The sequence below is a fragment of the Streptomyces sp. NPDC050674 genome (genome assembly GCF_040654575.1).
Classification (GTDB): domain Bacteria; phylum Actinomycetota; class Actinomycetes; order Streptomycetales; family Streptomycetaceae; genus Streptomyces.
In genome coordinates, this window is sequence record NZ_JBFAIG010000015.1 from 137,793 (window position 1) to 159,682 (window position 21,890).

Genomic DNA, 21,890 nt, shown 5'->3' on the forward strand with positions numbered 1-21,890 from the left:
AACCGCCAGGGGGGAACCACCGTGCGTCCGCCAGTCACACCGAGGGAGAGAGCCACGCCGGAACCCACACCCGCGCGGGGCGGCGCGAACACCCCCGGCAGCGGCCCCGAGACGGCCAGCCAGTCCTCCAGCCCGTCCTCCTCGGAGTCGTCGCGTCCCGCCCGCGAGCCCGTGAGGGATCTGTCCGACCTGGCCCCGGCCTGGTCCGGGCGCGGCGCGCTCGCCCGGCCCGCCGTCCCGCTGGGTCTCGCGCTCGCGCTGTGGGCGTACGCCGTGCGGCACACCGACGTCTCACGGCTCGACGACTACGGGCTGGTCAGCGCGCTGCACCCGGCCTTCTGGGCCGGGCTCGCGGTGCTCACCACCGGCTTCTGGTTCACGGTCCGCGACGCGCGCCGCCCGGGTGCCTGGTCGGCGGCGTACGTGCTCGGTCTGCTGGTGATGGAGCGGGCCACCCAGGCCGTGCTCTACCCGACCCCGCTGTACGCCTGGGCGTGGAAGCACGAGGCGGTCATCGACCATCTGCTGACGGCGGGCGGGCTCCAGACGGCCGATCAGGTCGGCGACATGGCGGTGTACGACCAGTGGCCGGGGTTCTTCGCGGCCCAGGCCGCCCTCCAGCGGCTGCTGGGCGTGGACTCGACGGCGATGTTCATGGCCTGGTGGCCCCTGGCCTCCAGCCTGATGCTGTTGCTCCCGCTGCTGCTGATCTACCGCACCTTCACCGAGGACCGGCGGCTGATCTGGACCGCGGTCTGGCTCTTCTACGTCGCCAACTGGGTCGGGCAGGACTACTTCTCCCCCCAGTCCGTGGCCTACGCGCTGCACGTGGGCGTCCTCGCCGTGGTGCTGCGCCGCTTCGGCCGGTCCGCCGTGGGGCGCGGCCGGCCGCGGCAGGCCGTGTGGACGGTGGTGATCACCGTCATGATCGTGGCGATCGTCATCTCCCATCAGCTCACCCCGGGCATGCTGGTCGTCTGTCTGCTCGCCCTGTGCCTGAGCCGCCGCTACCGCGACTGGGTGCCGGTGGTCACGACCGTCGTCATCTTCCTGGCCTGGTGTCTGACGGCCGCGCTGCCCTTCCTGTCCGCCGCGATGCCGGACATGATCCGTTCCATCGGCGACGTCGGCGCCAACGTCGAGACGGGCTACGGCGCCACCCCGACCGGCACCGGAGCGATCGCGACCTCCTGGGCGGCCCGGCTGCTGTCCGGCACCGTACTGCTACTCGCGGCCGTGGGCGTGCTGCGCCAGCGGGTGCTGCGTCACCGCGCCCGGCCCCTGCTGCTGATCGCTGCGGCCCCGCTGCCGATGTTCGCGGCGAGCAGTTACGGCAGCGAGATGATCTTCCGGGTGCTGCTGTTCATGCTGCCCGGTGCGGCCTTCTTCGCCGCGGCGGCGCTGCTGCCGAAGGTCCGCACCCTGGCCGCCGACGCCGCCGCGCGGCAGTCGGCCGGCCGGCTGCCCACCGGCTCCGCCGCGGCCCGCCGGCGGGCCGCGGTCGGCACCTGGGTGCCGCTGGCCGCGTTGCTCGGCGGCACCCTGGCGTTCGTCCCGGCCTACTCCGGCAAGGACCGGATCAACTACTTCCCGCCCGGGGAAGTGGCCCTCGTACGGCAGCTCTTCGACCAGGCGCCCGACGGCTCGCTGGTCGTGGCCGCCAACCGCAACTACCCGGACGCGTACGCCTCCTACTGGAGCGTCGACCACTACTGGTTCCTCGACGACGGCCGCAGCCACGTCGACGAGATCGTCAGGAGCCCGGCCACCACCCTCGCGCGGGACATGGCCGGGGTGGAGCCACCCGGCCGGGCCTACTTCCTGCTCACGCAAGGGCAGTTGGCCAACTCCGAGATGAACGGGCAGCTCGACCGGGCGCAGCTCGACCGCATCCAGAAGTCCGTCGCCGCCTCGCCCCGGTTCCGGCTGGTGGCGAAGAACGGCGCCGGATGGCTCTACATGCTGAAGCAGTCAGGGGGAGTGCGGCGATGACACCGCAGGAGCTCGTGGTCCGGATGCTGCCCCCGTTCGGCGGCTGGCTTGCGCTGGCCGCGCTCGCCCTGCCCGGCGGTTCGCCGCTGCGGGGCGCCGCGGTCGTGCTCTTCCTGGCGGCCGGTCCGGGCGCGGCCGCGGTCAGAGTCTGCGCACCCGCCCTGGGGGCCCGGCCCGCCGAAGGACCGGTGGAGCGCCGGGACGCGGACTTCGCCCGCCACTCCGACCTGCTGGAGCGGCTGATGCTGACGCTGTTCCTGAGCATCGGCGCGGTGATGCTCGTCGCGACCGTGCTCATCGCCACGCACACCTTCAGCGCGCAGCGGGTGCTGCTGACGCTGACGCTGCTGACCACACTCGCCGCGTTCTGCCCGCCGCTGCGCGCCTCCCCGCCGCCGAGGTCGACGAGGACACCGAAGGGTTCCACTCAGTGAGGTTCAACCGCCCCCACCGCCCCCACCGCCGCACACCGGGCACGACCGCGGGACAGCACCGGAAGGAGCCGCACGAGGCGCGGACCGCCGGCCCGTTGGCATCGAGCCGGCGCCGACTGCTGATCACGTCCGCCACGGTCGTCAGCGCGGTCCTGGTCGCCGTGCTCGCCCTGCGGGACGCCTCGGGACCGCAGGAGCACGGAGCGGCCGGTTCCAAGGCGGACTGCCGCCCCACGGCCCTGCTGGAGCCGCCCTGCGGCGCCTGGTTCGGCGCGTTCGTGCCGCACGAGCGCGACGACCTGCCCGAGAAGGTCCGCGCCTACGAGGAGCGCGTGGGCCGCGCACTCGACATCGTGTACACGTACCACGACATGTCCCTGCCCTCCGGCACCCGGCGCGAGGGCCAGTTGCTCACCCCCGAAGAGCGCCGCGTCGGCGAGGACCACCTGCTGCTGCTCTCCTGGGAGAGCAAGTGGTGGGGCGGCACGGAGCGGCAGCAGCCCACCTGGAAGCAGATCGCGGCCGGCGAGCTGGACGAGAAGGTCATCGACGTCCAGGCCCGCCGCGTCAAGGACTACGGCAAGAAGGTGTTCCTCTCCTTCGACCTGGAGATGGACACCCGCACCCCGGCCAGCGGCACGCCCGCCGACTACGTGAAGGCCTACCGGCACATCCACGACCGCTTCCGCGCCCTGGGCGTCGACAACGTGGTGTGGACGTGGATCACCACCGGCTACCTCGACCACGCCGACGAGATGAAGCGGATGTACCCGGGCGACGACTACGTCGACTGGATCGGCTACAACCAGTACAACTACTACCGCTGCCACGACGCGGGCTGGCTGACCTTCGCGCAGACGCAGCACGCCACACACGACTGGATCCGCGCGCACCTCTCCGACGACAAGCCGCTGATGCTCTCCGAGTTCGGCACCGCCGCGGACGGCAACCGCCCGCGGCGGCAGGCCGAGTGGTACGCGCAGGTGCCCGGGGTGCTCAAGGACCTCGACGGCGTCAAGGCGGCCCTCCAGTGGAACTACCGCGACCCGGGACCGCACTGCAACCTGGCCCTGGCGAACGACGCGGCCTGGGACAGCCTGCGCGAGGCGGTCGCCGACCCGTACCTCAACCAGCCGCTGAAGTAGCCACCCGGCGGGGTCAGCCCGCGAACTCGGGCCCGCGCACCACCGCACGGGACCGCCGGTACCAGCGCCACGCGATCGTCTTCGGCCCGTCGCGGTACGGCGCGACCCGCGCACCCGACCCCGCCAGCCAGCCCTCGACGTCGGCGACGGTGTGGGTGCGCCGGACGATGAGCCGGGCGATGCGGTACCGCTCGTCGCGCTCGGAGCTGAGCGCGTGCCGCACGGCGGTGGCCGTCTCGTAGCCGGCCCGGGCCGACAGGGCCCGTACACGGGGGCTGTTGTAGCCGTGCGGGTAGGCGAGGTGCCGTATCTCGTGCCCGAGGGCGTCCTCCAGCACGGCCTTGGAGGTGCGCAGTTCGTACGCGAGGGCCTTGGCGGAGAGGGTGTCGAGCTGCGCGTGGGTGACGGTGTGGCTGCCGATCTCCATGCCGGAACGTTCCAGCTCCGCCACCCGGGCCAGGGTCATCATCGGGGCGGGCGGCAGCAGACTGCGGCCGCCCGGAGCGAGGGCTCCGGTGGTGAGGTAGGCGGTGGCGGGCAGCGAGCGCTCGGCCAGAGCCTCGGCGGTCGGGCCGGGCAGATCGGCGAACCCGTCGTCGAAGGTGAGCAGCACGGGCCGGGGCGGCAGCGGCGCCCGGCCGGCCAGGTGGTCGGCGATCGCGCTGATCGTGACGGGCGTGCGGCCGCTGCGGACCACGGCGTCGAGATGCGCGGCGAACTGCTTCGGCGTGACCGTGAACTCGGCGATCCAGTCCGGCGGATCGTCCATCACGCAGTGATACAGGAAGACGGGGACGGCTGGGGTGGCCGACGGCCCTATCGGCCCCTCGCCGTCCTGCCCGCCCCGCCCCACCCGGCCTCTGCCGTCCGTCCTCATCTCGCCCCCCGAGCCGTCTTCTCACGCGACGCCGCGCGCAGCGCCCGCCGCGCCTTCAGATAGCCCACCGGCCCGTACGCCATCCCCCGGCGCTGCAACCGCGACAGCCGCCCGGGCCAGGGGTGGGTCCGCACGTCGTGATCGCCCGGGGTGCCCCCGCCGTCCGCCGCCCCGGCCCCGCGCGCGGCCGTCAGCGCGCGGGCGTGGGCGAGGCCGCGGGGCAGCCTCGCCAGGAAGGCCGGCAGCAGCGCGGGCCGGTTCACCAGCACCGCGGTGAGGTACGCCGTGAGCCCGGCGCCGTAGCCGTACGCCTGGGTCTCCAGGTCCCGCCAGGTCTCCCGGTGGTGGTGCCACACCAGGGCGTACGGCGTGTAGCGCAGCCGGTGGCCCTGGGCCAGGACGCGGACGAAGCCGTAGAGGTCGTCCCCGCCCCGGGCGGCCGTCCCGGCACCGGTGGCCGGGTCGAAACCACCCACGGAACGCAGGACCGCCGTGCGGAACGCCATGTTCGCGCCCGAGCCGAACCGTCCCGCCGTGAACGGGAACAGCGGCTCGTCGCCCGGCGGGTGCGCCGGGTCGTACGTCCTTGGAGTGAAGCCTTTGGCGAAACCGCCGTGGCTCTCCAGCAGCACCTGGGCCGGAGTGGTCAGCCGCGCGGGCAGGATCAGCCCGGTGCTGCACCCGAGCCCGGGATCGGCGGTGAAGGGCGCGGTCAGCTCGGTCAGCCAGCGCGGGTCGGCGACCACGTCGTCGTCCGTGAAGGCGACCACCTCCCCGCGCACGGCCTCCAGCCCGGTGTTGTGGGCGGCCGCGAGCCCCGGAACGGGCTCACGGACGTAGCGCACGCGCTCGGCGTACTTCGTCTCGATCAGCCGGCGCGTCTCGTCCGTGACGGGCGCGTTGTCGACGACGACGATCTCGAACCGCGGATGGTCCTGCGCCAGCAGCGAGTCCAGCGCCCGGGCCAGCTGCCCGGCCCGCTCCCGGGTCGCGACGACGACCGTGGTGAACGGTGGCTTGCCGCCTTCGCCGAAGACGGCGGGCCCGCACTCCGCCCGGGCCCGCCCCGCCAGCACGGCCTTCGGATCCGCCCCTTCCGGCACCCGCCCGAGCAGCGTGCCCACCGGCCGGCCGGACCTCCTGACCAGTACGAACACCTCCCCGTGGGTCACGGGCGGACTGCCCGGACCGGGTCTGAGCACCGCCTCGTCGCCGTCGAGGTCCAGCTCGGCGACCTGGACCGCCCCGATGTCGAGGAACCGTCGTATCTCCTCCTGCGCACGCGCCGAACGGGCCATGCGCCCACCCCCCTTGTGTGTCAGGTACGGCGCAGCCGGGCCGCGCCCTTCAGCGTCCGCGCGGCCAGCGCCGCGAGCCGCGGCCTGCCGCGGACGAAGCTGTGCGCGCGGCGGGCCGGCTCACGGCCCAGCCAGTACAGCGCCGCGCCCGCCCCCGGCCGCGTCACCGCACCCTCGTACACGGGCAGTTCGCCCGTCTTGAGCGCGTCCTTGTACTCGGCCGCGCCCCGCCCCAGGTCGAGCATGCCCACCCCCTCGGCGGCCGCCGCCTCGGCCATGCGCAGATGCAGCACCAGCCCCGGCGAGAACTTCGCGAACTCCGGGTCGTAGGCCGGGAACCAGCAGGCCAGCACCGAGGCCGAACGCAGCCCGAAGTGCGCGGCGACCGGCCGCTCACCCGCGTACAGCACGGACAGCGTGCCGCTGCACTCCGGCGCCCGGGTCCGGGCCAGCTGCCCGACGAGCCGGGTGATCCACTCCTGGGCGAACCGGTCGCGGCGGCCGGTCCTGCGGTACTGCGCCGACTTCCACTCCATGAGCGTGCGCAGCGCGGCCGGGTCGCGTTCGTCGAAGACGAACCGCAGCTCACCGACCTGCCGGCCCAGCCTGCGCTCCTTGGCCAGGGTGGTCTTCAGGAACTTCGGCGACTGCGCGCGCAGCACCGACTCGTACGTCTCGTAGCCCTTCTCCACGTCGATGACGTAGGTGGCGTACCCCTCGGCCGCGTACCGGACGAACAGCCGCTGCTCGGCCTCCAGGTTGTCGAAGGCGAAGCTCGACACCGAGCAGGCCCTCAGCAGTTCACCCGTCTCCAGGTCCAGGCCCGGCCGCAGGATCGCGCCCTGGGCGTCCGAGACGCCGAACCCGATCGCCCGGCCCTGCCCCAACGGGCCCCGCTCATGGGGCAGGAAGCCGGCCGGCTCGAGCCCCTCGTACACCACGGCGACCCGGGCCCCCGGCCTGACCCGGCCGACGGCTTCGGTGAACTCCGGTTCCATGAAGGGGTTGCGCGGTGCTCCGGAGGCCGCGCGCAGCGCACGCCAGCGCTCCTTCTCTTCTTCACCGAGCTCCCCGGCCCCCGCCACGCGAATGCGCCCACTGCTCAACCTGACCCCCCGATCAAGTCCCCCCTGGACACATGGAAGGTACCGCTCTATGCGGCCTCTCGGGTAGGTAGCGGAGCATGTTGTTGCCAACCGGTGCAGAGGCCTTCAACCGGGCAATCGGCGTGCCCTGTGCGATGAAACGAAGGGCCGCGTTGTCCGTATTCTCTGATCATGGCCGCACCCCTCGCATATTCACTCATCGCCACCGATCTGGACGGGACGTTGCTGCGCGGCGACGACACCCTCTCCGAACGGTCCCTCGCCGTGCTCGCGCGGGTGGCGGACGCCGGTGCCCAGCACCTCGTGGTGACGGGCCGGCCGGCGCCGAGAGTGCGGCCGCTGCTGGACGACCTCGGCTGCACGGGGCTCGCGGTGTGCGGGCAGGGCGCGCAGGTGTACGACGCCGGCGCGGACCGGCTGCTGTGGTCCATCACGCTGGACCGGGAGCTGGCCGAGACCGCCCTCGGCAAGATCGAGGCCGAGGTGGGGCAGGTGTACGCGGCGGTCGACCAGGACGGGGTCGACGGGCTCACGCTGATCGAGCCGGGCTATCTCATGCCGCACCCGACCCTGCCCGCGGTGCGGGTCGAACGGCGCGACGACCTGTGGGGCGAGCCGATCAGCAAGGTGCTGCTGCGCCATCCGCACCTGTCGGACGACGCGCTGGCGGCGACGGCCCGCTCGGTGGTGGGTTCCCTGGCGACGGTGACGATGTCGGGGCCCGGCACGGTGGAGCTCCAGCCGTGCGGGATCACCAAGGCGACGGGCCTGGCGCTGGCAGCCGAGCATCTGGGGCTGCGTCCGGCGGACACCATCGCCTTCGGCGACATGCCCAACGACATCCCGATGTTCGACTGGGCCGGCCACGGCGTCGCGATGGCGAACGCCCATCCCGAACTCAAGGCCGTGGCCGACGAGGTCACCCTGTCGAACGAGGACGACGGCATCGCCGTCGTCCTCGAGCGACTGCTGGGCGGGGCGGCTCAGTACGGTCCGTTGACGTTGTCGATCGAGCCGTAGCGGTCGGCCGCGTAGTTGCAGGCCGCGGTGATGTTGGCGACCGGGTCGAACGGGTCGAAGGAGGTGCCGTCCACGTGGTAGGCGGCGAACGTCGGGTCGATGACCTGGAGCAGGCCCTTGGACGGGGTGCCCGCTGCGGCGTTCGAGTCCCAGTTGTTGATCGCCAGCGGGTTGCCGGACGACTCGCGCATGATGTTGCGGTAGATGCCGTCGTAGGACCCGGGGATCCCCTTCTGCGCCATGATGTCCAGCGACTCGCGGATCCAGCCGTCCAGGTTGTTCGCGTAGGTCGTGGCCGACGCCTGGGTGGCCTGCGCGACGCCCGTGGCGGGCTTCGCGGCCGGCTTGGCGGGGGCGGACGACCGGGTGGCCGTCTTCTTCGCGGCGTTCGCCTTGGTGGTCTTCACCGTCAGCTTCAGACCCGGGTGGATCAGCTTCGGGTTGTCGCCGACGGCGGCGCGGTTGTCCTTGTAGAGCCGCTTCCAGCCGCCCCGGACGTCGTACTTGTCCGCGATGCGGGCCAGCGAGTCGCCCTTGACCACGGTGTACGTGAGCGATGTGGCGGGCTGGGCCGCGCGGGGCGCGGACTGTGCGGCGACGGGGGCGCTCTGGGGCTCGGCGGCGCTCGCCTGGGCGGCGCCGAGGAGCGGGAGGGTGAGTGCGGCTCCGCCGGTGCCGACGGCGATGAAGCCGCGGGTCAGCGGGTTGGTTCTGGGGCGACGGTGCTTGCCTCGTCCGGCCATGACGATGTTCCTCTCCGGCGCCTGCGAGGTGAGCTGTCGGGTTCGGGCCGGGAGGTGCCCGGCCGCGTACGGCGCTGTGTGCCGTGCGCGGCTTCACCCCGAGCCGTGCCGCTGTGCGGACCGGCGACTTACCTGGGTCCCCCGCTCCTGCCCTGCGTGAGTGAGTCGGTTCCAGTGGGGAGTCCGGGCGGCGGCAGGATGAGGCGTCCGCCGGACAGGGCGGGAACGTATGCGAGAGCACATGTCCGGAACAAGCGCCTCAGTCACATATCACGTAGTTGACCTTGGTCGGAGGCATTTGGGCCGCTTGATCCTTTGCGGCAGCCAAGGGCTCAACTTGCTTTCCGGAAAAGGGGGTACGGGGCGAGGTGGGAGGAGGGCGGGAAAGCGGAGGCAGTGATTCAACTCACTGATCACGAGTCCGCAGGGCATTTTTCACCAACAGGAATTTGCTTACCCAAAGCGGCAAATGGTGCATAGTTCACTACCCTTGGGTAAGTCGATAAATATCTGTTCTTATGGGTTGATCGAAAACATTGCGGTCGTGATCGGATACCGCCCGGCCTGTAACCCTGGGCGCTGGCGGTGATCGAAACGTGACCGGATACGCTGACTCGAGTGAGGGCAGCGACCTATCGACAAACCGCGTAATCACCGGCAGACACAGCAGACAGGAGACCCCTCGTGACCGACGTCGGGCCGTTCGGGCTGAGCGTGCGGGACCAGGCTCTGGAAGCCGATGTCCAGGCCGGACTGACGGCTGTCGAGGAAGGCTTGCTCGAGGCCACCAAGAGTGAGGTGCCCTTCATCACGGAGGCCGCCCAGCATCTGGTGCGCGCCGGCGGCAAGCGGTTCCGTCCGCTGCTCGTGATGCTGTCCGCCCAGTTCGGCGACCGGCACGCCCCCGGGATCGTGCCCTCGGCCGTCGTCGTGGAGCTGACCCACCTCGCCACGCTGTACCACGACGACGTCATGGACGAGGCCGCCGTGCGCCGCGGCGTCGCGAGCGCGAACACCCGCTGGGGCAACTCCGTCGCCGTCCTCACCGGCGACTTCCTCTTCGCCCGCGCCTCGCACATCCTGGCCGACCTCGGCCCGGAGGCCGTGCGGGTGCAGGCCGAGGCGTTCGAGCGCCTGGTGACCGGCCAGATCCTGGAGACGGCCGGACCGCAGGACGGCCGCGACCCCGTCGAGCACTACCTGGACGTGCTGGGCGGCAAGACCGGCTCGCTGGTCGCCGTCTCGTGCCGGTTCGGCGCGATGATGTCCGGCGCCGACGAGACGGTCGTGCACGTGCTGACCCAGTACGGCGAGCGCCTCGGCGTCGCCTTCCAGCTCGCGGACGACGTCCTGGACATCGCCTCCGACTCCCACGAGTCCGGCAAGACCCCCGGCACCGACCTGCGCGAGGGCATCCCCACCCTGCCGGTGCTGCGGCTGCGCGAGCGGGCCGCCCGGCTCGGGCTCGCCGAGGACGTCGCCCTGTGCGAGCTGCTGGACTCCGACCTCACCGACGACGCACGGCACGCGGAGGCCCTGCGCCTGCTGCGGGCCCACCCGGCGCTGGAGCAGGCCCGGCGGGACACCGTCCGTTACGCCCAGGACGCCCGCGCGGCGCTGGCCCCGCTGCGGGACTGCGCCGCGAAGACGGCGCTCCTGGAGCTGTGCGACGCCGTGGTGCACCGGGCCGGCTGACACCTCCTCCCCGTACGACCCCTACGGGTCGGGGGAGAAGCCCGGCCTCCGTGTCATACCCCAGCAGTACACGGAGTTGAGCCCGGGGTCTGACGTATCTCCCTGGCCGATTTGGTCAGATGGTGACCACGGAAAGCACCACTCCTCACCTGTTCGGGTGAGAATGGCGGCTCAGGGACGAGTGCGTGCACGACACGGACAGCCGCCGCCGACCACGGAGGTAGGGCACACATGGCACCGTACGCATCCGACGACAGCACGACCGCCGGGGAGGCCGACGAGCAGCGCTCCGGGCGGCGCACCGCCGCGCGGTACATCGTCCCGGTCACGGTGATCGGGGTGGCCGCCGCGACGATCGGCCTGGTCCCCGCGCTCGCCGACTCCGGTGACCCCGACCTTCCGAAGATCACCGCCCAGCAGCTCATAGAGAAGATCGCCAAGTCCGACGTCGAGCAGCTGTCCGGCACCGTCAAGATCAGCACCGACCTCGGTCTGCCGAACCTCGGCGGCCTGGAGTCCGGTCTGCTGTCCGGTGCCGCGGGCGGGGGCGAGGACGGCTCGTCGGCCGACCCGACGGCCAAGCTCACCGAACTGGCCTACGGCACGCACACCCTGCGCGTCGCCGCCGACGGCCCGGACCGGCAGAAGCTGTCGCTGCTGGAGAACGCCGCCGAGTACAGCCTCATCCACAACGGCAAGGACGTCTGGGGCTACGACAGCAAGTCCAACGAGGTCTACCACGGCACCTCCTCCGAGAGCCGCGAGCGCGGCAAGGACCAGCAGCCGCCGGCCCTGCCGAAGGACTTCGCCGAGGAGGCCCTGAAGGCGGTCGACGACACGACCTCCGTGACCGTGGACGGCACCGCCCAGGTGGCCGGCCGGGACGCCTACAAACTCGTCGTCGAGCCGAAGCAGTCCGGCTCGACGGTCGGCGCGATCACCGTCGCCGTGGACGCCGAGACCGGCATGCCGCTGAAGTTCACGCTCACCCCGGCGAGCGGCGGCGCCGCCGTCGTGGACGCCGGCTTCACGAAGGTCAGCTTCGCCAAGCCGCCCGCCTCGACCTTCGACTTCACCCCGCCCAAGGGTGCGAAGGTCACCGAGGAGAAGGACGCCGAGGCCTCCGGCGAGGCTCACGGCAAGCCCTTCGGCCTCGGTGAGGCGCCCGGGCACGCCCCCAAGGGCGGAAAGGACCTCGACGAGGGTCCCGACGGCATGAAGACCATCGGCGAGGGCTGGAACGCCATCGCCACCTTCGACACCGGCGGCGAGGGCGTGCCCTCCGGCAAGGCCGGCGGCGACCTCGGCGGCTTCATGGACTCGCTCGGCGAGAAGGTGCACGGCACGTTCGGCTCCGGCACGGTCTTCTCGACCCGCCTGGTCAACGCCCTCATCACCGACGACGGCAAGGTCTACGCGGGCCTGGTCACCAAGGACGCGCTCGTGAAGGCGGCCGACGCCGCGAAGTAGGTCCCGCGGGCGCACGGTGCGCCGGGAGGACGAGGAAGCCCTGCGGGACGTCGAGAGAACGGGGAAGCCGATGGGCGAACCGTCCGCCAGGCAACCGGAGAAGCGGGGTGCGGCGCGGGCCGGTACCGGGGAACCGGTCATCGCCACCCGCGCGCTCACCAAGCGCTACCGCGGCGGACAGCTCGCCGTCGACGGTCTCGACCTGACCGTCCCGGCGGGCAGCGTCTTCGGCTTCCTCGGGCCCAACGGCTCCGGCAAGACCACCACCATCCGCATGCTGATGGGCCTCATCGAGCCCACCTCCGGCACGGCGCGGGTGCTCGGGCAGCCCATGCCCCGGGCCACCCGCGCCGTGCTGCCGCGGGTCGGCGCCCTCATCGAGGGCCCGGCCCTCTACGGCTTCCTCTCCGGCCGTGACAATCTGATCCGCTACGACAGCGCCGACCCGGCCACCGACCCGCGCACCCGGCGGGCCCGGGTCGCCGCCGCCCTGGACCGGGTGGGCCTGGCGGCGGCCGGGTCCAAGAAGGCCAAGGCGTACTCGCTCGGCATGAAGCAGCGTCTGGGTCTCGCGGCGGCGCTGCTCAGCCGCGCAGGTTGTTCGGGCAGGATGCCCGCGGCACGCGCATCACCGTGCCCGTCATGTGGCAGTCCCTCTTCACGAGCGTCAGCGACAAGCCCGTTCGATACGTGCGCCTGCCCTTCCGCGGCGTAACAGCTTGGTGGCTCGACCGCTGGTGACTGGACTGCTACTCGTCATGGGAAGTGGCAGGGGCTCTTTCTCGCTCGATCAATTCTTGGACGGAGAAGCACGGCGCAGAGACGAAACCATGCCGCTGCTGGGTTCGAACGTGGATCACCGCCAAGCGACAGCAGCGCGAGAGTCTCAGCGCCGAGAAGTGCAGCAGCCACTAGCAAGTAGAGCCACACAACTCGGTGCCTGACTGGCGCTTCCTCCTTATACAGGGACTCCAAGTTGCCAGCGACGGCAGCCGTCACCTCGGCCAGCAGTTCCGGAGTCCGGAGCCCCTCCCGCTTGCCTATCCGGCGAGAGCAAGGTTGTGCATCCGGGCGATGCCGAGCATGGCGTGGTGGACGCCGTCCCCCTTGAGGCGGCAGTCGCGGAGGATCTTCCAGGTCTTCATACGGGCGAAGACGTGCTCAACCCGGGCCCGGACCTGCTTGTGTGACCGATCATGTTCCTCTTTCCACTCCGGCAGTTCGGTCTGGCCGCGCTCGCGGCGGTGCGGGATGACGAGTCCGGTTCCTGGGTAGCCGCCGTCGGCGATCGTCATGGTCTTGCCTACGGCGGCCTTGGCGCCGGACTCATCCCACGCCTTGCAGTCGTTTCGGTTCCCGGCCAGCGGCCGGCGACCACGACGACCAGCCGAGTGTGTCGGCGTCGATGACGACCTGATGGTTGGTGGAGTACCGGTAGTTCTTCGACCGCTCCGCGATGGTGTGGTCACGCGTGGGGACCAGCGTGCCGTCCACGACGAGCACGACGTCCTTCGCGAACCGCTTGCGGGGCCTGAGAGCGAACATCGGCCCGAGGTGGTCGATGATGCGGTCCGCGGCCGACTTCGAGACCCCGAACAGCGGGGCGAGCTGTCACATGGTCAGGTTGGTGCGCCATCAGGCCACGACGAGCAGGGCCCGGTCTTCCAGCGGAAGGCACCAGGGCCGGCCCTTACGGACCGCGTCCGCACCCTCGCGCCGCAGACCCGTCACCAGCTTCCCGAAGGCACGAGGACTCAGCCCGGAGAACGGGGCTGTCTAGGAAGACTCCGACGCCGTGATCACACCAGCCATATCGAGATCGTTCCACGGGTGTGATCAACGGTTCGGCCGCCTGTCAGCTGCCGCTCAGCGGAGATGCCCACGTGGGGTCGTGTCGGGATCTCCTTGTGAGGTGGGCCAGCAGATGCTCCGCCGTGATGGACGCAGTGTCTTGCGGCGCGCCGACCACGGTCAGGGCGGCGACAAGCCTTGCGGATGCTGTTTCCGGCATGTCCGGGTCGGTGAGGAGGGGAAGCAGTAGCAGTAGCAGGAGGCGGGTGACTGTGTCCTGGACGCCTTCGGCCGCCAGGGCTGGGTTGTCGGCGATCCGGATCAGTTCGAGCCACGTCAGCCCCGTGCCCGAGAAGTCGCCGTCCCAGCTGGCGATCTGCTCGACGTAGCTTCTGCCTGGATGGGTGAGGAGGTAGTCGGTGCCGTAGTCGCCGTCCAGGTTGCGGTAGATCACCACGGCTCCGGGGCCGTCTTCCACCGGCACCCTGAACACTGGCCAGCGTTCAGGATCGAAGAGGACCTCGGACAGGGCGTCGGCATCGGCGCCGTCCTCGCCGAACCACTCCGGAACCGGGCGCTCGGCACACCCCCCGTCGCTACACATCGCCATGAGGTAGTTCGACCAGAAGCCCGGGTGGACCAGAAGTGACTCACCCGGCACCAGCGGGCCGACGTCGTATCCCTTGATCAGCACCTCTCGATCCTGGCACCAGCCACTGACATGGCGGGATCCGGGATCGGCAAGGAGGCGCAGCCCAGTTACGGGACAGCCCTAAGGCGCTGCATGTAAGGCGAGCCGTTCGTCTGGCCCTACTTCGTCACGTTCGATGGTCACGTCCTCTTCATCGACCCTGACGTGAGCCACGACGTTGTAGGCCGTGCTGCGTCCCCGGCGGAGCATGGCGTACTCCCCGGGAGCCACCCACTCTCCTTCCCAGCGGACGTCATGGACCTCGACGCTTCGCTCTTCCTGGCGATCGGCCAGTTCGTTCGCTTCCCGTGCGAAACCGTTGGCCTTCGGACAGTCGGTTCGCCTTTCGGGCGATGAGATTGGATTCAGCGCTCTTGGCGTTCGCGACACGGGAGAGATTGTTGGCCTCCTTGGCCAAGCGGTTCGCATCCCCTGACTTGGACAGCCCGATCAGCCGTGTGGGGACGGCGTGTCAGACGCCGATCGCAGCGAGCGCCCGGCCGCTGTCCGACAGTCCGTCCAGTACGAAGTGGGCGCCAGCTGCGCGCAGGTCGCTCGCCGAGGTCTTGCCCGTCGCGACCGCCACCACGCGAACGCCGGCATCACGCCCCCCTGTCACGTCCGCCGGAGTATCTCCCAGGAACACGGCGTCCTGCGGAGCCACTGCCGCCCGCTTGAGGGCCGCACGCAGCAGCTGGGGACGCCCCTCCCCGTCCTCGCCGTACGCCCCCTCATCGAGCCGCATGTAGGCGTCGAGGCCGAATACGGCCAGCTTCACCTCTGCGGCCTGCCGGACGTTGCCGGTCACCACGGACTGCCGCACGCCCCGGTCCGCGAGAGCAGCGAGCACCGCAGCAGCGCCCGGCAGCGCATGGCCCCGCTCGCGCATCTCGGCCGCCCGCCGAACGTGCACCGCGCCGAGCGCGTCAGCGAACCGCGCGAATAGGTCGTCGCTGTAAATAACGTCGTTCAGCCGCGCGGTCTCCCGCAGGATCACCCGCTCCGTCGACCCGGTCACAGACGCCTGTTCGCGCAGCGCCACACCCGTCACCTGCTCGAACGCCTCGGCCCACAGCTCGCCGCCGAGTCCCCGCGTCGCCATCAACGTGTGGTCGATGTCCCACAACACCAGTTCAGGCACCAGCGCCTCCCCTCTTCACGAACTCCCGGTCCCCACGCAGCGGGCACCCTACGCTCAGAACAAGCAGCGAGGAGCAGGCGCATGGTTGCAGCAGACCTCCCCATCGGGGACAGGGTCCGGCACTACCGTGGCGGGCGCCGACAGGACGCGGTCGCCGGCCTGGTCGGGATCTCACCCGACTATCTGTCGCAGATCGAGCGCGGCCTCAAGGTGCCGTCGCTGCCCATCCTGTACGCCCTCGCCCAAGAACTCGGCGTGCCCACGGCTGCCCTGCTCTCGGAGCAGTCGCCGGCCGAGGAGGAGGCGACGGACACCGCAGAGGCGGCCGTCGGTCGCGCGCTCCTCGGCTACGGCCCGGCCCTCAGTGCCCCGCCCGTATCGGCAGCCGGACTGAGGGACCGGGTGGAGGCTGCGTGGCAGAGCTGGCAGACCGCGGGCGACCGGTTCACCAGGGCCGCCGAGACGTTGCCTGGCCTGGTCGCCGATACTGAGCACGCTGTACGCGCCGCCCGGGCGGGAGCGGACCAGGCGGAGCGCCGCGCCGTACTTCGCGCGGCCTCAGACCTGTACTGCCTGCTCCGCTCGTATCTGCGCCGCACCGGCCGCGTCGACCTCGCCACCCTCGCCGCCGACCGCGCGATGCGTGCTGCCGAGGACGCCGACGACCCGCTGCGCATCGCTGCCGCCCAGTGGAACCTCGGTCATGTGCTGCTCGCCGCCGGCCAGCCCGGCGAGGCCGAGGAACTGGCCCTGCGCGCCGCAGAGCAGGTAGCGACGGCCCGGGTACCGGAGGCGGACCGCAAGGCCATGGGCGGCGCCTTGCAGCTCGTCGCGGTGGTGGCCGCCGCCCGTAGGCGCCGGTGGTGGGAGGCGCGGGAGCGGTTGCGAGAGCACGCGGCACCGGCCGCCCGAGCCATGTCCGACAGCAGCAACGTCGCCTGGACGGTTTTCGGGCCCACGAACGTGGCGCTGCACGCCGTGTCCATCGAGATGGAGGCAGGCGAAACCGGTGAGGCGCTGCACACCGCGGACGCCATCGACACGAGCGGGCTGCCCTCGCTGGAGCGGGAATTCACGTTCGGGCTGGAGGTGGCTGCCTGCCACAGTCAGCGCCGGGACGACGCCGCCGTGCTGCTCGCGCTCCTCGGCCTGGAATCGATCGCCCCGGAGGATCTCGCCCGGACGCCACTCGCACGGCAGTTGGTCCTGACGGTGATCCGCCGAGCACGGGCGATGCACGCCCGGCAGGCCGAGCAGCTGGCTGTGCGCATCGGTCTCGTGTAGGGCTGCCGAGCCTCTGGTTCACCCGAACTGTCAGCTCGGGTGAACTCGGGGCCGCCTACCTACGGTCGTTGGTGTGAGTCGGATCGACCGTGGAGGTCCTCGTGCTTGGCGAGACACGCACCAGCAGCAGCGCTGAGGCCGGCGTTCTTGCCCTGCTACCGCTCCCCGATGTCTCGCGCCTGTCGGCGTTACAGGCCCGCGGCGTTGAGACCGCGGTCGACCTCGGCGAGCGGCCCGGGCCCGGCGGGGTGACCCTTTTCCCTCGCGGATGCCCTGTCTGCGTACGCGCTGCGGCGCTCCGCACGTACGGCGCGCATACCGACCACTGCGAGCAGTGCGTTGCCAACCCCATCCTGTGCGATACGCGACGTGCTCTGCGCCGCCTCGCGCTGGAGGTGCACGGATGATTCTCGCCGAGACGCCCGAGCAGGCCGCCCTGTGGGACCACTGCCTTTCGTGCCCAACCTGCCGGGCCGTCGACGCACAGGGCGCGAACCTCAACCTCCCCTGCGAGGCCACGGACCGACTCACCGCGGAGTACCGGCAGGCGCGCCGCAGCGCCTGACCGACTCAAGACTCCCGCCTCGGGCCGCCACCTTGGACGGTCCGGCCCGGGGTGGGTCTACACACTCCACTACGACGACACAAGGGAGAGGCATGTTCGTTCACTCCGACCGTCTGCCCACCAGCCCCGCCATCCCACAGGGCCTGGCCACCGCCCGACCCTGGGGCCTCGGCCGCATGGCGCCCTACCCCACCATGGCCCCCGCCTACGCCCGGGCCACCCTGGACCCGGACACGCAGACCGCCCGCTTCTACGACGGCGCCGGCCAGGTGCTGGAGATGGGCAAGCACGGCACCAGCACCGGCACCTCCCCGTCGACGGGGACCAGCCCGGACGGGCAGGGCGGCGGCGACACCGACACGAGCAGCGACAGCGACCAGTGACTGATCCACGTCCGGTGTTGGTCGTCACCAGCCTGCACGACCCCACCGCCGACGTGGTGATCAGCGAGCTGCACGACCGGGAAGTCCCGGTCGTGCGGCTCGACTCGGGGGACTTCCCCGCATCACTGTCGGTGGAGGCAGAGATCACCGAGCACGGTCTCCGTGGCCGCCTCCTCACCCCCTCCCGCACCGCGGGCCTTGCGAACGTGCGCGCCTTGTACTACCGGCGCCCGTCCGGCTTCGCGTTCCCGCACCTCGACGAGCAGGACGCCCGGTTCGCCGTCACCCAGGCCCGTTACGGGCTCGGCGGCGTCCTCGCGGCACTGCCCGGCTGCCTGTACGTGAATCACCCGCACCGCATCGGCGACGCGGAGTTCAAGCCAGCCGGGCTGGCCGCGGCCGCGGAGGCCGGGTTCCTGCTGCCGCCCACGCTCGTCACTTCCAGCCCCGATGCCGCCCGCCAGTTCGTCAAGGCGCACGACGCGGTCATCTACAAGCCGCTGAGCAACCCGGTCTACCGAGTCGACGGCGTCTCGTCCGCGGTGAAGGTCGCCGAGGTTTCCGCAGACGACATCGACGACGACATCGCAGGCACCGCGCACCTCTTCCAAGAGCGCGTCCCGAAAATCGCCGACGTCCGGGTGACCGTGATCGGCGGACACGTGTTCTGCGTCCGCATCGACTCCGACCTCCTCGACTGGCGCACCGACTACAGCCGACTCACCTACACCCCCGTCGAAGCACCGCCCGGCATCCGGCCCGCGGTCCACCGCTACATGGCGCACTTCGGCCTCGTATTCGGAGCTTTCGACTTCGCCGTCGGCGAGGACGGCCAATGGTGGTTCCTGGAGTGCAACCCCTCCGGCCAATGGCACTGGCTGGAGGACGAGACCGGCCTGCCCATGTGCGCAGCTCTGGCCGACCTTTTGGAGAGGACATCGTGACCGATCAGGGACAGCTGCACCGGCAGCTCATCGACAGGATGACGAACAACGGCAGCCTGCGCACCGACCCGTGGCGGAAGGCCGCCGCAGCCGTCCCCCGGCACGAGTTCCTGCGCGGCGGGTACTTCCGGCGCGTGGCCGGGCCGCGATTCCACTCGGCATGGGAACCGGTGCAGGCAGGCGACGCGGACTGGCTCGAAGGCTGCTACGCAGACGAGAGCTTGGTCACCCAGATCGCCGGCACCATCGTGCCCGAGGACATCCGCGGCCCGATCACGCGCGAGCCCACCAGCTCCAGCACGCTGCCCTCCCTCGTGCTGCGCATGCTGGAGGACCTCCAGGTTGAGGACGGTCACACAGTGTTGGAGATCGGCACCGGCACCGGCTACTCGACCGCCCTGCTCTGCGCCCGGCTCGACGCCGAGAACGTCACCTCGATCGAGTACGACGAGCGCGTGGCGTCCCGGGCCCGGGCGGCCCTCGGCCACATGGAGGCGTACCCGACGCTCGTCACCGGCGACGGCCTCCTCGGCCACGGCGCGGGCGCCCCGTACGACAGGATCATCGCCACCTGCGGCGTGCGCACCGTGCCCCAGGCGTGGATCGAGCAGACCCGCCCGGGCGGGCTGATCCTGGCGACCATCTGCGGATGGCTCGGCTCCTCGGAACTCGCCCGCCTGACGGTGCACGACGACGGCACGGCGTCCGGTCCGCTGCTGGGCGGAGGGGTGAGCTTCATGCTCGCCCGGCCGCACACACCGCCGCCCCTGGGCCTGCTCCCCGACCTCGACGACGGCAAGGAACGGGAGACCGCCATCGGGGCCGATGTACTGAGCAACTGGACCGCTCGGTTCGTCATCCAACTCGCCGCGCCGGGCGCCCAGCGCCTGACGCTGGAGCGCGACGGGCGGAGTGAGGAAACTCTGGTCGACGTCGAGACCGGCTCGTGGGCCGCGGTGTACTCGGAGGGCGGCCGATGGCTCGTCCGGCAGGGCGGCCCGGAGCCTCTCTGGGATGCCGTGGAGGACCTCTTCGGTCAGTGGCGGCACGCCGGCGCGCCAGCGCTGGAGGAGTTCACCGTCACCGTCACTCCGGCGGGGCAGACGATCCACTGGTGAACTCCGTAGCTGGACGCGTTCCAGCTCGTACGGCGCCCTCTCCCGAGAGGGAGCCACTACAGACGCCCGCCCGTCCGCGGCGCTAGGCCTGTTCGTGTCCACCCTGACGGGCAGCGGCATCGCGGCGATGGCGACGACGGTGGGGCTGCTGATCACCGTGCAGATCCTGGACCAGATCCCGCAGTTGCACGTCCTTCAGCCGTACTTCTTCTCGCACTACTGGCTCTCCTTCGCCGACCTCATGCGCGAGCCGGTCCTCTGGGACGGCCTGGCGAAGAACCTCGGCCTCCAGGCCCTGTACGCGGCGGTGTTCGGATCGGCGGCGTGGGCCCGCTTCACGGCGAAGGACATCACGGCCTGACCCTCAGGCCGTGACGTCCTGCTCGTACAGGAACCGGGCGAGCGGCGCCTCCTGCGCGAAGAACGTCTTCGCCCGGGTCAGCGCCGCGTCGTCGGCCAGCACGTCACCGGGCTTGCTGCCGTTGCCCAGCAGCACCCCGCCGAAGCGCATCCCCATGTACGCGGCCGAGTTGTGCAGCGTCCCGACCAGCGGGTCGGCGACGATCTCCTCCCGGTGCGCCAGGGCGGTGACGCCCCACATGGTGCGGCCGGCCAGGGTCGCCTTGAAGTCGAGGCCCGGCGTGCGCAGCCAGCCCGACCAGTGGTCCAGGTAGCGCTTGGTCTGCGCGGAGACCGAGTACCAGTACAGCGGCGAGACGATCACGATGTCCGTCGCCGCGAGCGTGGCGTCCAGCAGCCGGGCCACAGTGCCCTCGGTCGGGCGGACGTGGTCGCTGTCGTGCCGCAGGTCCTCGAAGTCGGGCAGCGGGAACTCCGTGAGGTCGATCCACTCCTGCTCGACGTCCGGGGGCAGTTGCTCGGCGGCCCGGCGGGCCAGCAGCTCGGAGTTGCCCTCGGCGCGAGCGCTGCCCAGGACGAAAAGGAAACGGCGGGTCATGGGGTGCCCCTCTGACGGTCGGCGTACGTCAATTACACGCGTGTGCATCATATGCGCGCGCAAGTAAATGTGCCAGGGGTGCCGGTCAGCGGGCGCCGCGCTCCTGCGCCTCCCGCGCCACCGCCAGCAACAGCGCCTCCCGCCCGTGCGGCGCCACCAGCTGGAGTCCGGCCGGGCAGCCGTCACCGCCGAAGCCCGCGGGCAGGCTCAGCGCCGGATGCCCGCTGAGGTTGAACGCCCAGGTCAGCGAGGTGGAGTAGCGGTCCCCTGGCCCGTCGTGACCGTGCGGGGCGGTGGGCGCCGTCGGGGTCAGCAGCAGCGCGGCACCGGCGAACAGCTCCGTCAGCCGACGGTCGTTCTCCGCCCGGACGCGGTGCGCCCCGGCCGGGTCGGCACCGGGTGTGCGCAGGGCGAGCCAGGCCGGCCCGGGGTCCACCAGCCGCACGGGCGTCCGCGGCCGTACGAGCCGGACGACGCCCGCCGCGACGAGCCGTTCCACCGCGGCCCGCGCGAGCGCGACGGGCTCGGGGTCGGGGTCGGCGAAACCGAGGTCCGGCGACCAGACGGCGCTCACCGGAAGGTCCGCCGCGCCCGGCACCGGCTCCCCGGACACCACGCGCCACCACAGCTGCGCGTCCGACGCCGAGCGGGCGAGCACCCCGGGAACCGCGAGCCCCGTACGGTCGCCCGAGGGCAGCCGTCCCCTCGTCGTCTTCAGCCCGGCCACCCCGCACCACGCCGCCGGGATGCGCACCGACCCGGCCCCGTCGCCGCCCGTGGCCAGCGGCACCAGCCCGGCCGCCACGGCCGCCGCGGCCCCGGCCGACGAACCACCCGGCGTACGGTCGGCCCGCCACGGGTTGACGGTCCGGCCCCGCGCCCCGAGCCCCCAGGTCTGCCAAGCCGTTCCCGGGCCGGGCACGGACGTCGCTCCCACCGCCACACCCCCGGCCGCGAGCAGCGCACCCGCCGCGCGCAGACCGTGCCGTCCCTTGACGGCGATCGGCACCCCCGCCAGCGGCAGGGACGGGGCCGCGCCCCGGCGGTCGAGTCGCGTGTCCAGCTCGTCCGCTCGCCGCAGCGCCTCCTCGCGCCACACCTCGACGAACGCGCACAGCCCCGGATCGGCCCGCTCGATCCGCTCCAGGGCCGCCGCGACGACATCCGCGGCACGCAGTTCCCGGGCCCGGACCGCCGCCGCGATCTCCCCGGCCGGCGCGGGTGCGTCCGGCACG

General features: G+C 71.6%; 19 protein-coding genes, 3 pseudogenes and 1 riboswitch. Of the genes and pseudogenes, 13 read left to right on the plus strand and 9 right to left on the minus strand.

Annotation, left to right across the window (positions count from 1 at the left end):
• Window positions 1-21 precede the first annotated feature (21 nt).
• The 3 genes from AB0I06_RS24530 to AB0I06_RS24540 all read left to right on the plus strand — a co-directional run bounded on the left by AB0I06_RS24530 (window position 22) and on the right by AB0I06_RS24540 (window position 3,571).
• Window positions 22-1,992, plus strand: a complete 1,971-nt coding sequence (locus AB0I06_RS24530) for a glycosyltransferase (protein WP_363120989.1) — start codon at window positions 22-24, stop codon at window positions 1,990-1,992.
• On the plus strand, window positions 1,989-2,426 hold the full coding sequence (locus AB0I06_RS24535; RefSeq protein ID WP_363120990.1) for a hypothetical protein: 438 nt from the start codon (window positions 1,989-1,991) through the stop codon (window positions 2,424-2,426). The genes AB0I06_RS24530 and AB0I06_RS24535 overlap by 4 nt, the downstream gene beginning before the upstream one ends.
• Window positions 2,427-2,521: 95 nt before the next feature.
• Entirely contained in the window at window positions 2,522-3,571 is a 1,050-nt protein-coding gene (locus tag AB0I06_RS24540; protein ID WP_363120991.1) for a glycosyl hydrolase, read from the plus strand.
• Window positions 3,572-3,584: 13 nt separating this feature from the next.
• Here the strand turns inward: AB0I06_RS24540 and AB0I06_RS24545 are convergent, their stop codons facing one another.
• The 3 genes from AB0I06_RS24545 to AB0I06_RS24555 all read right to left on the minus strand — a co-directional run bounded on the left by AB0I06_RS24545 (window position 3,585) and on the right by AB0I06_RS24555 (window position 6,852).
• Window positions 3,585-4,340: a polysaccharide deacetylase family protein gene (locus tag AB0I06_RS24545; RefSeq protein ID WP_363120992.1), complete on the minus strand. Its 756-nt coding sequence runs from the start codon at window positions 4,338-4,340 to the stop codon at window positions 3,585-3,587.
• A gap of 104 nt (window positions 4,341-4,444) precedes the next feature.
• On the minus strand, window positions 4,445-5,746 hold the full coding sequence (locus AB0I06_RS24550; RefSeq protein ID WP_363120993.1) for a glycosyltransferase: 1,302 nt from the start codon (window positions 5,744-5,746) through the stop codon (window positions 4,445-4,447).
• Window positions 5,747-5,766: 20 nt separating this feature from the next.
• Complete coding sequence (locus tag AB0I06_RS24555; protein WP_363120994.1) at window positions 5,767-6,852, minus strand: GNAT family N-acetyltransferase; 1,086 nt, start codon at window positions 6,850-6,852, stop codon at window positions 5,767-5,769.
• Between the two features lie 171 nt (window positions 6,853-7,023).
• Here AB0I06_RS24555 and AB0I06_RS24560 point away from each other — a divergent pair, with 171 nt between their 5' ends.
• Window positions 7,024-7,872: an HAD family hydrolase gene (locus AB0I06_RS24560; RefSeq protein WP_363120995.1), complete on the plus strand. Its 849-nt coding sequence runs from the start codon at window positions 7,024-7,026 to the stop codon at window positions 7,870-7,872.
• Here the strand turns inward: AB0I06_RS24560 and AB0I06_RS24565 are convergent.
• Window positions 7,836-8,615: a LysM peptidoglycan-binding domain-containing protein gene (locus AB0I06_RS24565; RefSeq protein WP_363120996.1), complete on the minus strand. Its 780-nt coding sequence runs from the start codon at window positions 8,613-8,615 to the stop codon at window positions 7,836-7,838. The two genes, AB0I06_RS24560 and AB0I06_RS24565, sit on opposite strands and share 37 nt — an antisense overlap.
• Window positions 8,616-8,620: 5 nt before the next feature.
• Window positions 8,621-8,796: riboswitch (cyclic di-AMP (ydaO/yuaA leader) on the minus strand.
• Window positions 8,797-9,299: 503 nt separating this feature from the next.
• Between AB0I06_RS24565 and AB0I06_RS24570 the strand changes: the two genes are divergently transcribed.
• The 3 genes and pseudogenes from AB0I06_RS24570 to AB0I06_RS24580 form a co-directional block, all read left to right on the plus strand.
• On the plus strand, window positions 9,300-10,310 hold the full coding sequence (locus tag AB0I06_RS24570) for a polyprenyl synthetase family protein (protein ID WP_363120997.1): 1,011 nt from the start codon (window positions 9,300-9,302) through the stop codon (window positions 10,308-10,310).
• Window positions 10,311-10,541: 231 nt separating this feature from the next.
• Window positions 10,542-11,780, plus strand: a complete 1,239-nt coding sequence (locus AB0I06_RS24575) for a DUF2092 domain-containing protein (protein ID WP_363120998.1) — start codon at window positions 10,542-10,544, stop codon at window positions 11,778-11,780.
• A gap of 70 nt (window positions 11,781-11,850) precedes the next feature.
• A pseudogene (locus AB0I06_RS24580) lies at window positions 11,851-12,380 on the plus strand (ABC transporter ATP-binding protein); the annotation flags it as partial.
• 440 nt (window positions 12,381-12,820) lie between these two features.
• Here the strand turns inward: AB0I06_RS24580 and AB0I06_RS24585 are convergent.
• From AB0I06_RS24585 to AB0I06_RS24595, 3 genes and pseudogenes are all read right to left on the minus strand, one after another.
• Window positions 12,821-13,538: pseudogene (locus AB0I06_RS24585) on the minus strand (transposase).
• Window positions 13,539-13,635: 97 nt separating this feature from the next.
• Window positions 13,636-14,265 (minus strand): hypothetical protein, encoded by a 630-nt coding sequence (locus tag AB0I06_RS24590; RefSeq protein ID WP_363120999.1) that lies wholly within the window; start codon window positions 14,263-14,265, stop codon window positions 13,636-13,638.
• A gap of 469 nt (window positions 14,266-14,734) precedes the next feature.
• Entirely contained in the window at window positions 14,735-15,403 is a 669-nt protein-coding gene (locus tag AB0I06_RS24595) for an HAD hydrolase-like protein (RefSeq protein ID WP_363121000.1), read from the minus strand.
• An 81-nt stretch (window positions 15,404-15,484) separates the two neighbouring features.
• On the opposite strand from AB0I06_RS24595, the gene AB0I06_RS24600 reads away from it, so the two are divergent.
• From AB0I06_RS24600 to AB0I06_RS24625, 6 genes and pseudogenes are all read left to right on the plus strand, one after another.
• Window positions 15,485-16,687, plus strand: a complete 1,203-nt coding sequence (locus tag AB0I06_RS24600; protein WP_363121001.1) for a helix-turn-helix domain-containing protein — start codon at window positions 15,485-15,487, stop codon at window positions 16,685-16,687.
• 403 nt (window positions 16,688-17,090) lie between these two features.
• Window positions 17,091-17,252, plus strand: a complete 162-nt coding sequence (locus AB0I06_RS24605) for a hypothetical protein (RefSeq protein WP_363121002.1) — start codon at window positions 17,091-17,093, stop codon at window positions 17,250-17,252.
• 92 nt (window positions 17,253-17,344) lie between these two features.
• Window positions 17,345-17,635 carry a putative ATP-grasp-modified RiPP gene (tgmA, locus tag AB0I06_RS24610; RefSeq protein WP_363121003.1) on the plus strand — a complete coding sequence of 97 codons (291 nt, stop codon included), beginning with the start codon at window positions 17,345-17,347 and terminating at the stop codon, window positions 17,633-17,635.
• Entirely contained in the window at window positions 17,632-18,579 is a 948-nt protein-coding gene (gene tgmB / locus AB0I06_RS24615; protein ID WP_363121004.1) for an ATP-grasp ribosomal peptide maturase, read from the plus strand. The genes tgmA and tgmB overlap by 4 nt, the downstream gene beginning before the upstream one ends.
• Complete coding sequence (gene tgmC, locus AB0I06_RS24620) at window positions 18,576-19,697, plus strand: ATP-grasp peptide maturase system methyltransferase (RefSeq protein ID WP_363121005.1); 1,122 nt, start codon at window positions 18,576-18,578, stop codon at window positions 19,695-19,697. Before tgmB ends, tgmC begins: the two co-directional genes overlap by 4 nt.
• A gap of 76 nt (window positions 19,698-19,773) precedes the next feature.
• Window positions 19,774-20,058, plus strand: a pseudogene (locus AB0I06_RS24625) (ABC transporter permease); the annotation flags it as partial.
• A 3-nt stretch (window positions 20,059-20,061) separates the two neighbouring features.
• On the opposite strand, the gene AB0I06_RS24630 reads toward AB0I06_RS24625, so the two are convergent.
• Both AB0I06_RS24630 and AB0I06_RS24635 read right to left on the minus strand, forming a co-directional pair.
• A complete protein-coding gene (locus AB0I06_RS24630) occupies window positions 20,062-20,655 on the minus strand; it encodes an NAD(P)H-dependent oxidoreductase (protein ID WP_363121006.1) in 594 nt (197 codons plus the stop codon).
• A gap of 85 nt (window positions 20,656-20,740) precedes the next feature.
• Window positions 20,741-21,889: an amidase gene (locus AB0I06_RS24635; protein ID WP_363121007.1), complete on the minus strand. Its 1,149-nt coding sequence runs from the start codon at window positions 21,887-21,889 to the stop codon at window positions 20,741-20,743.
• Between the last annotated feature and the right edge of the window lies 1 nt (window position 21,890).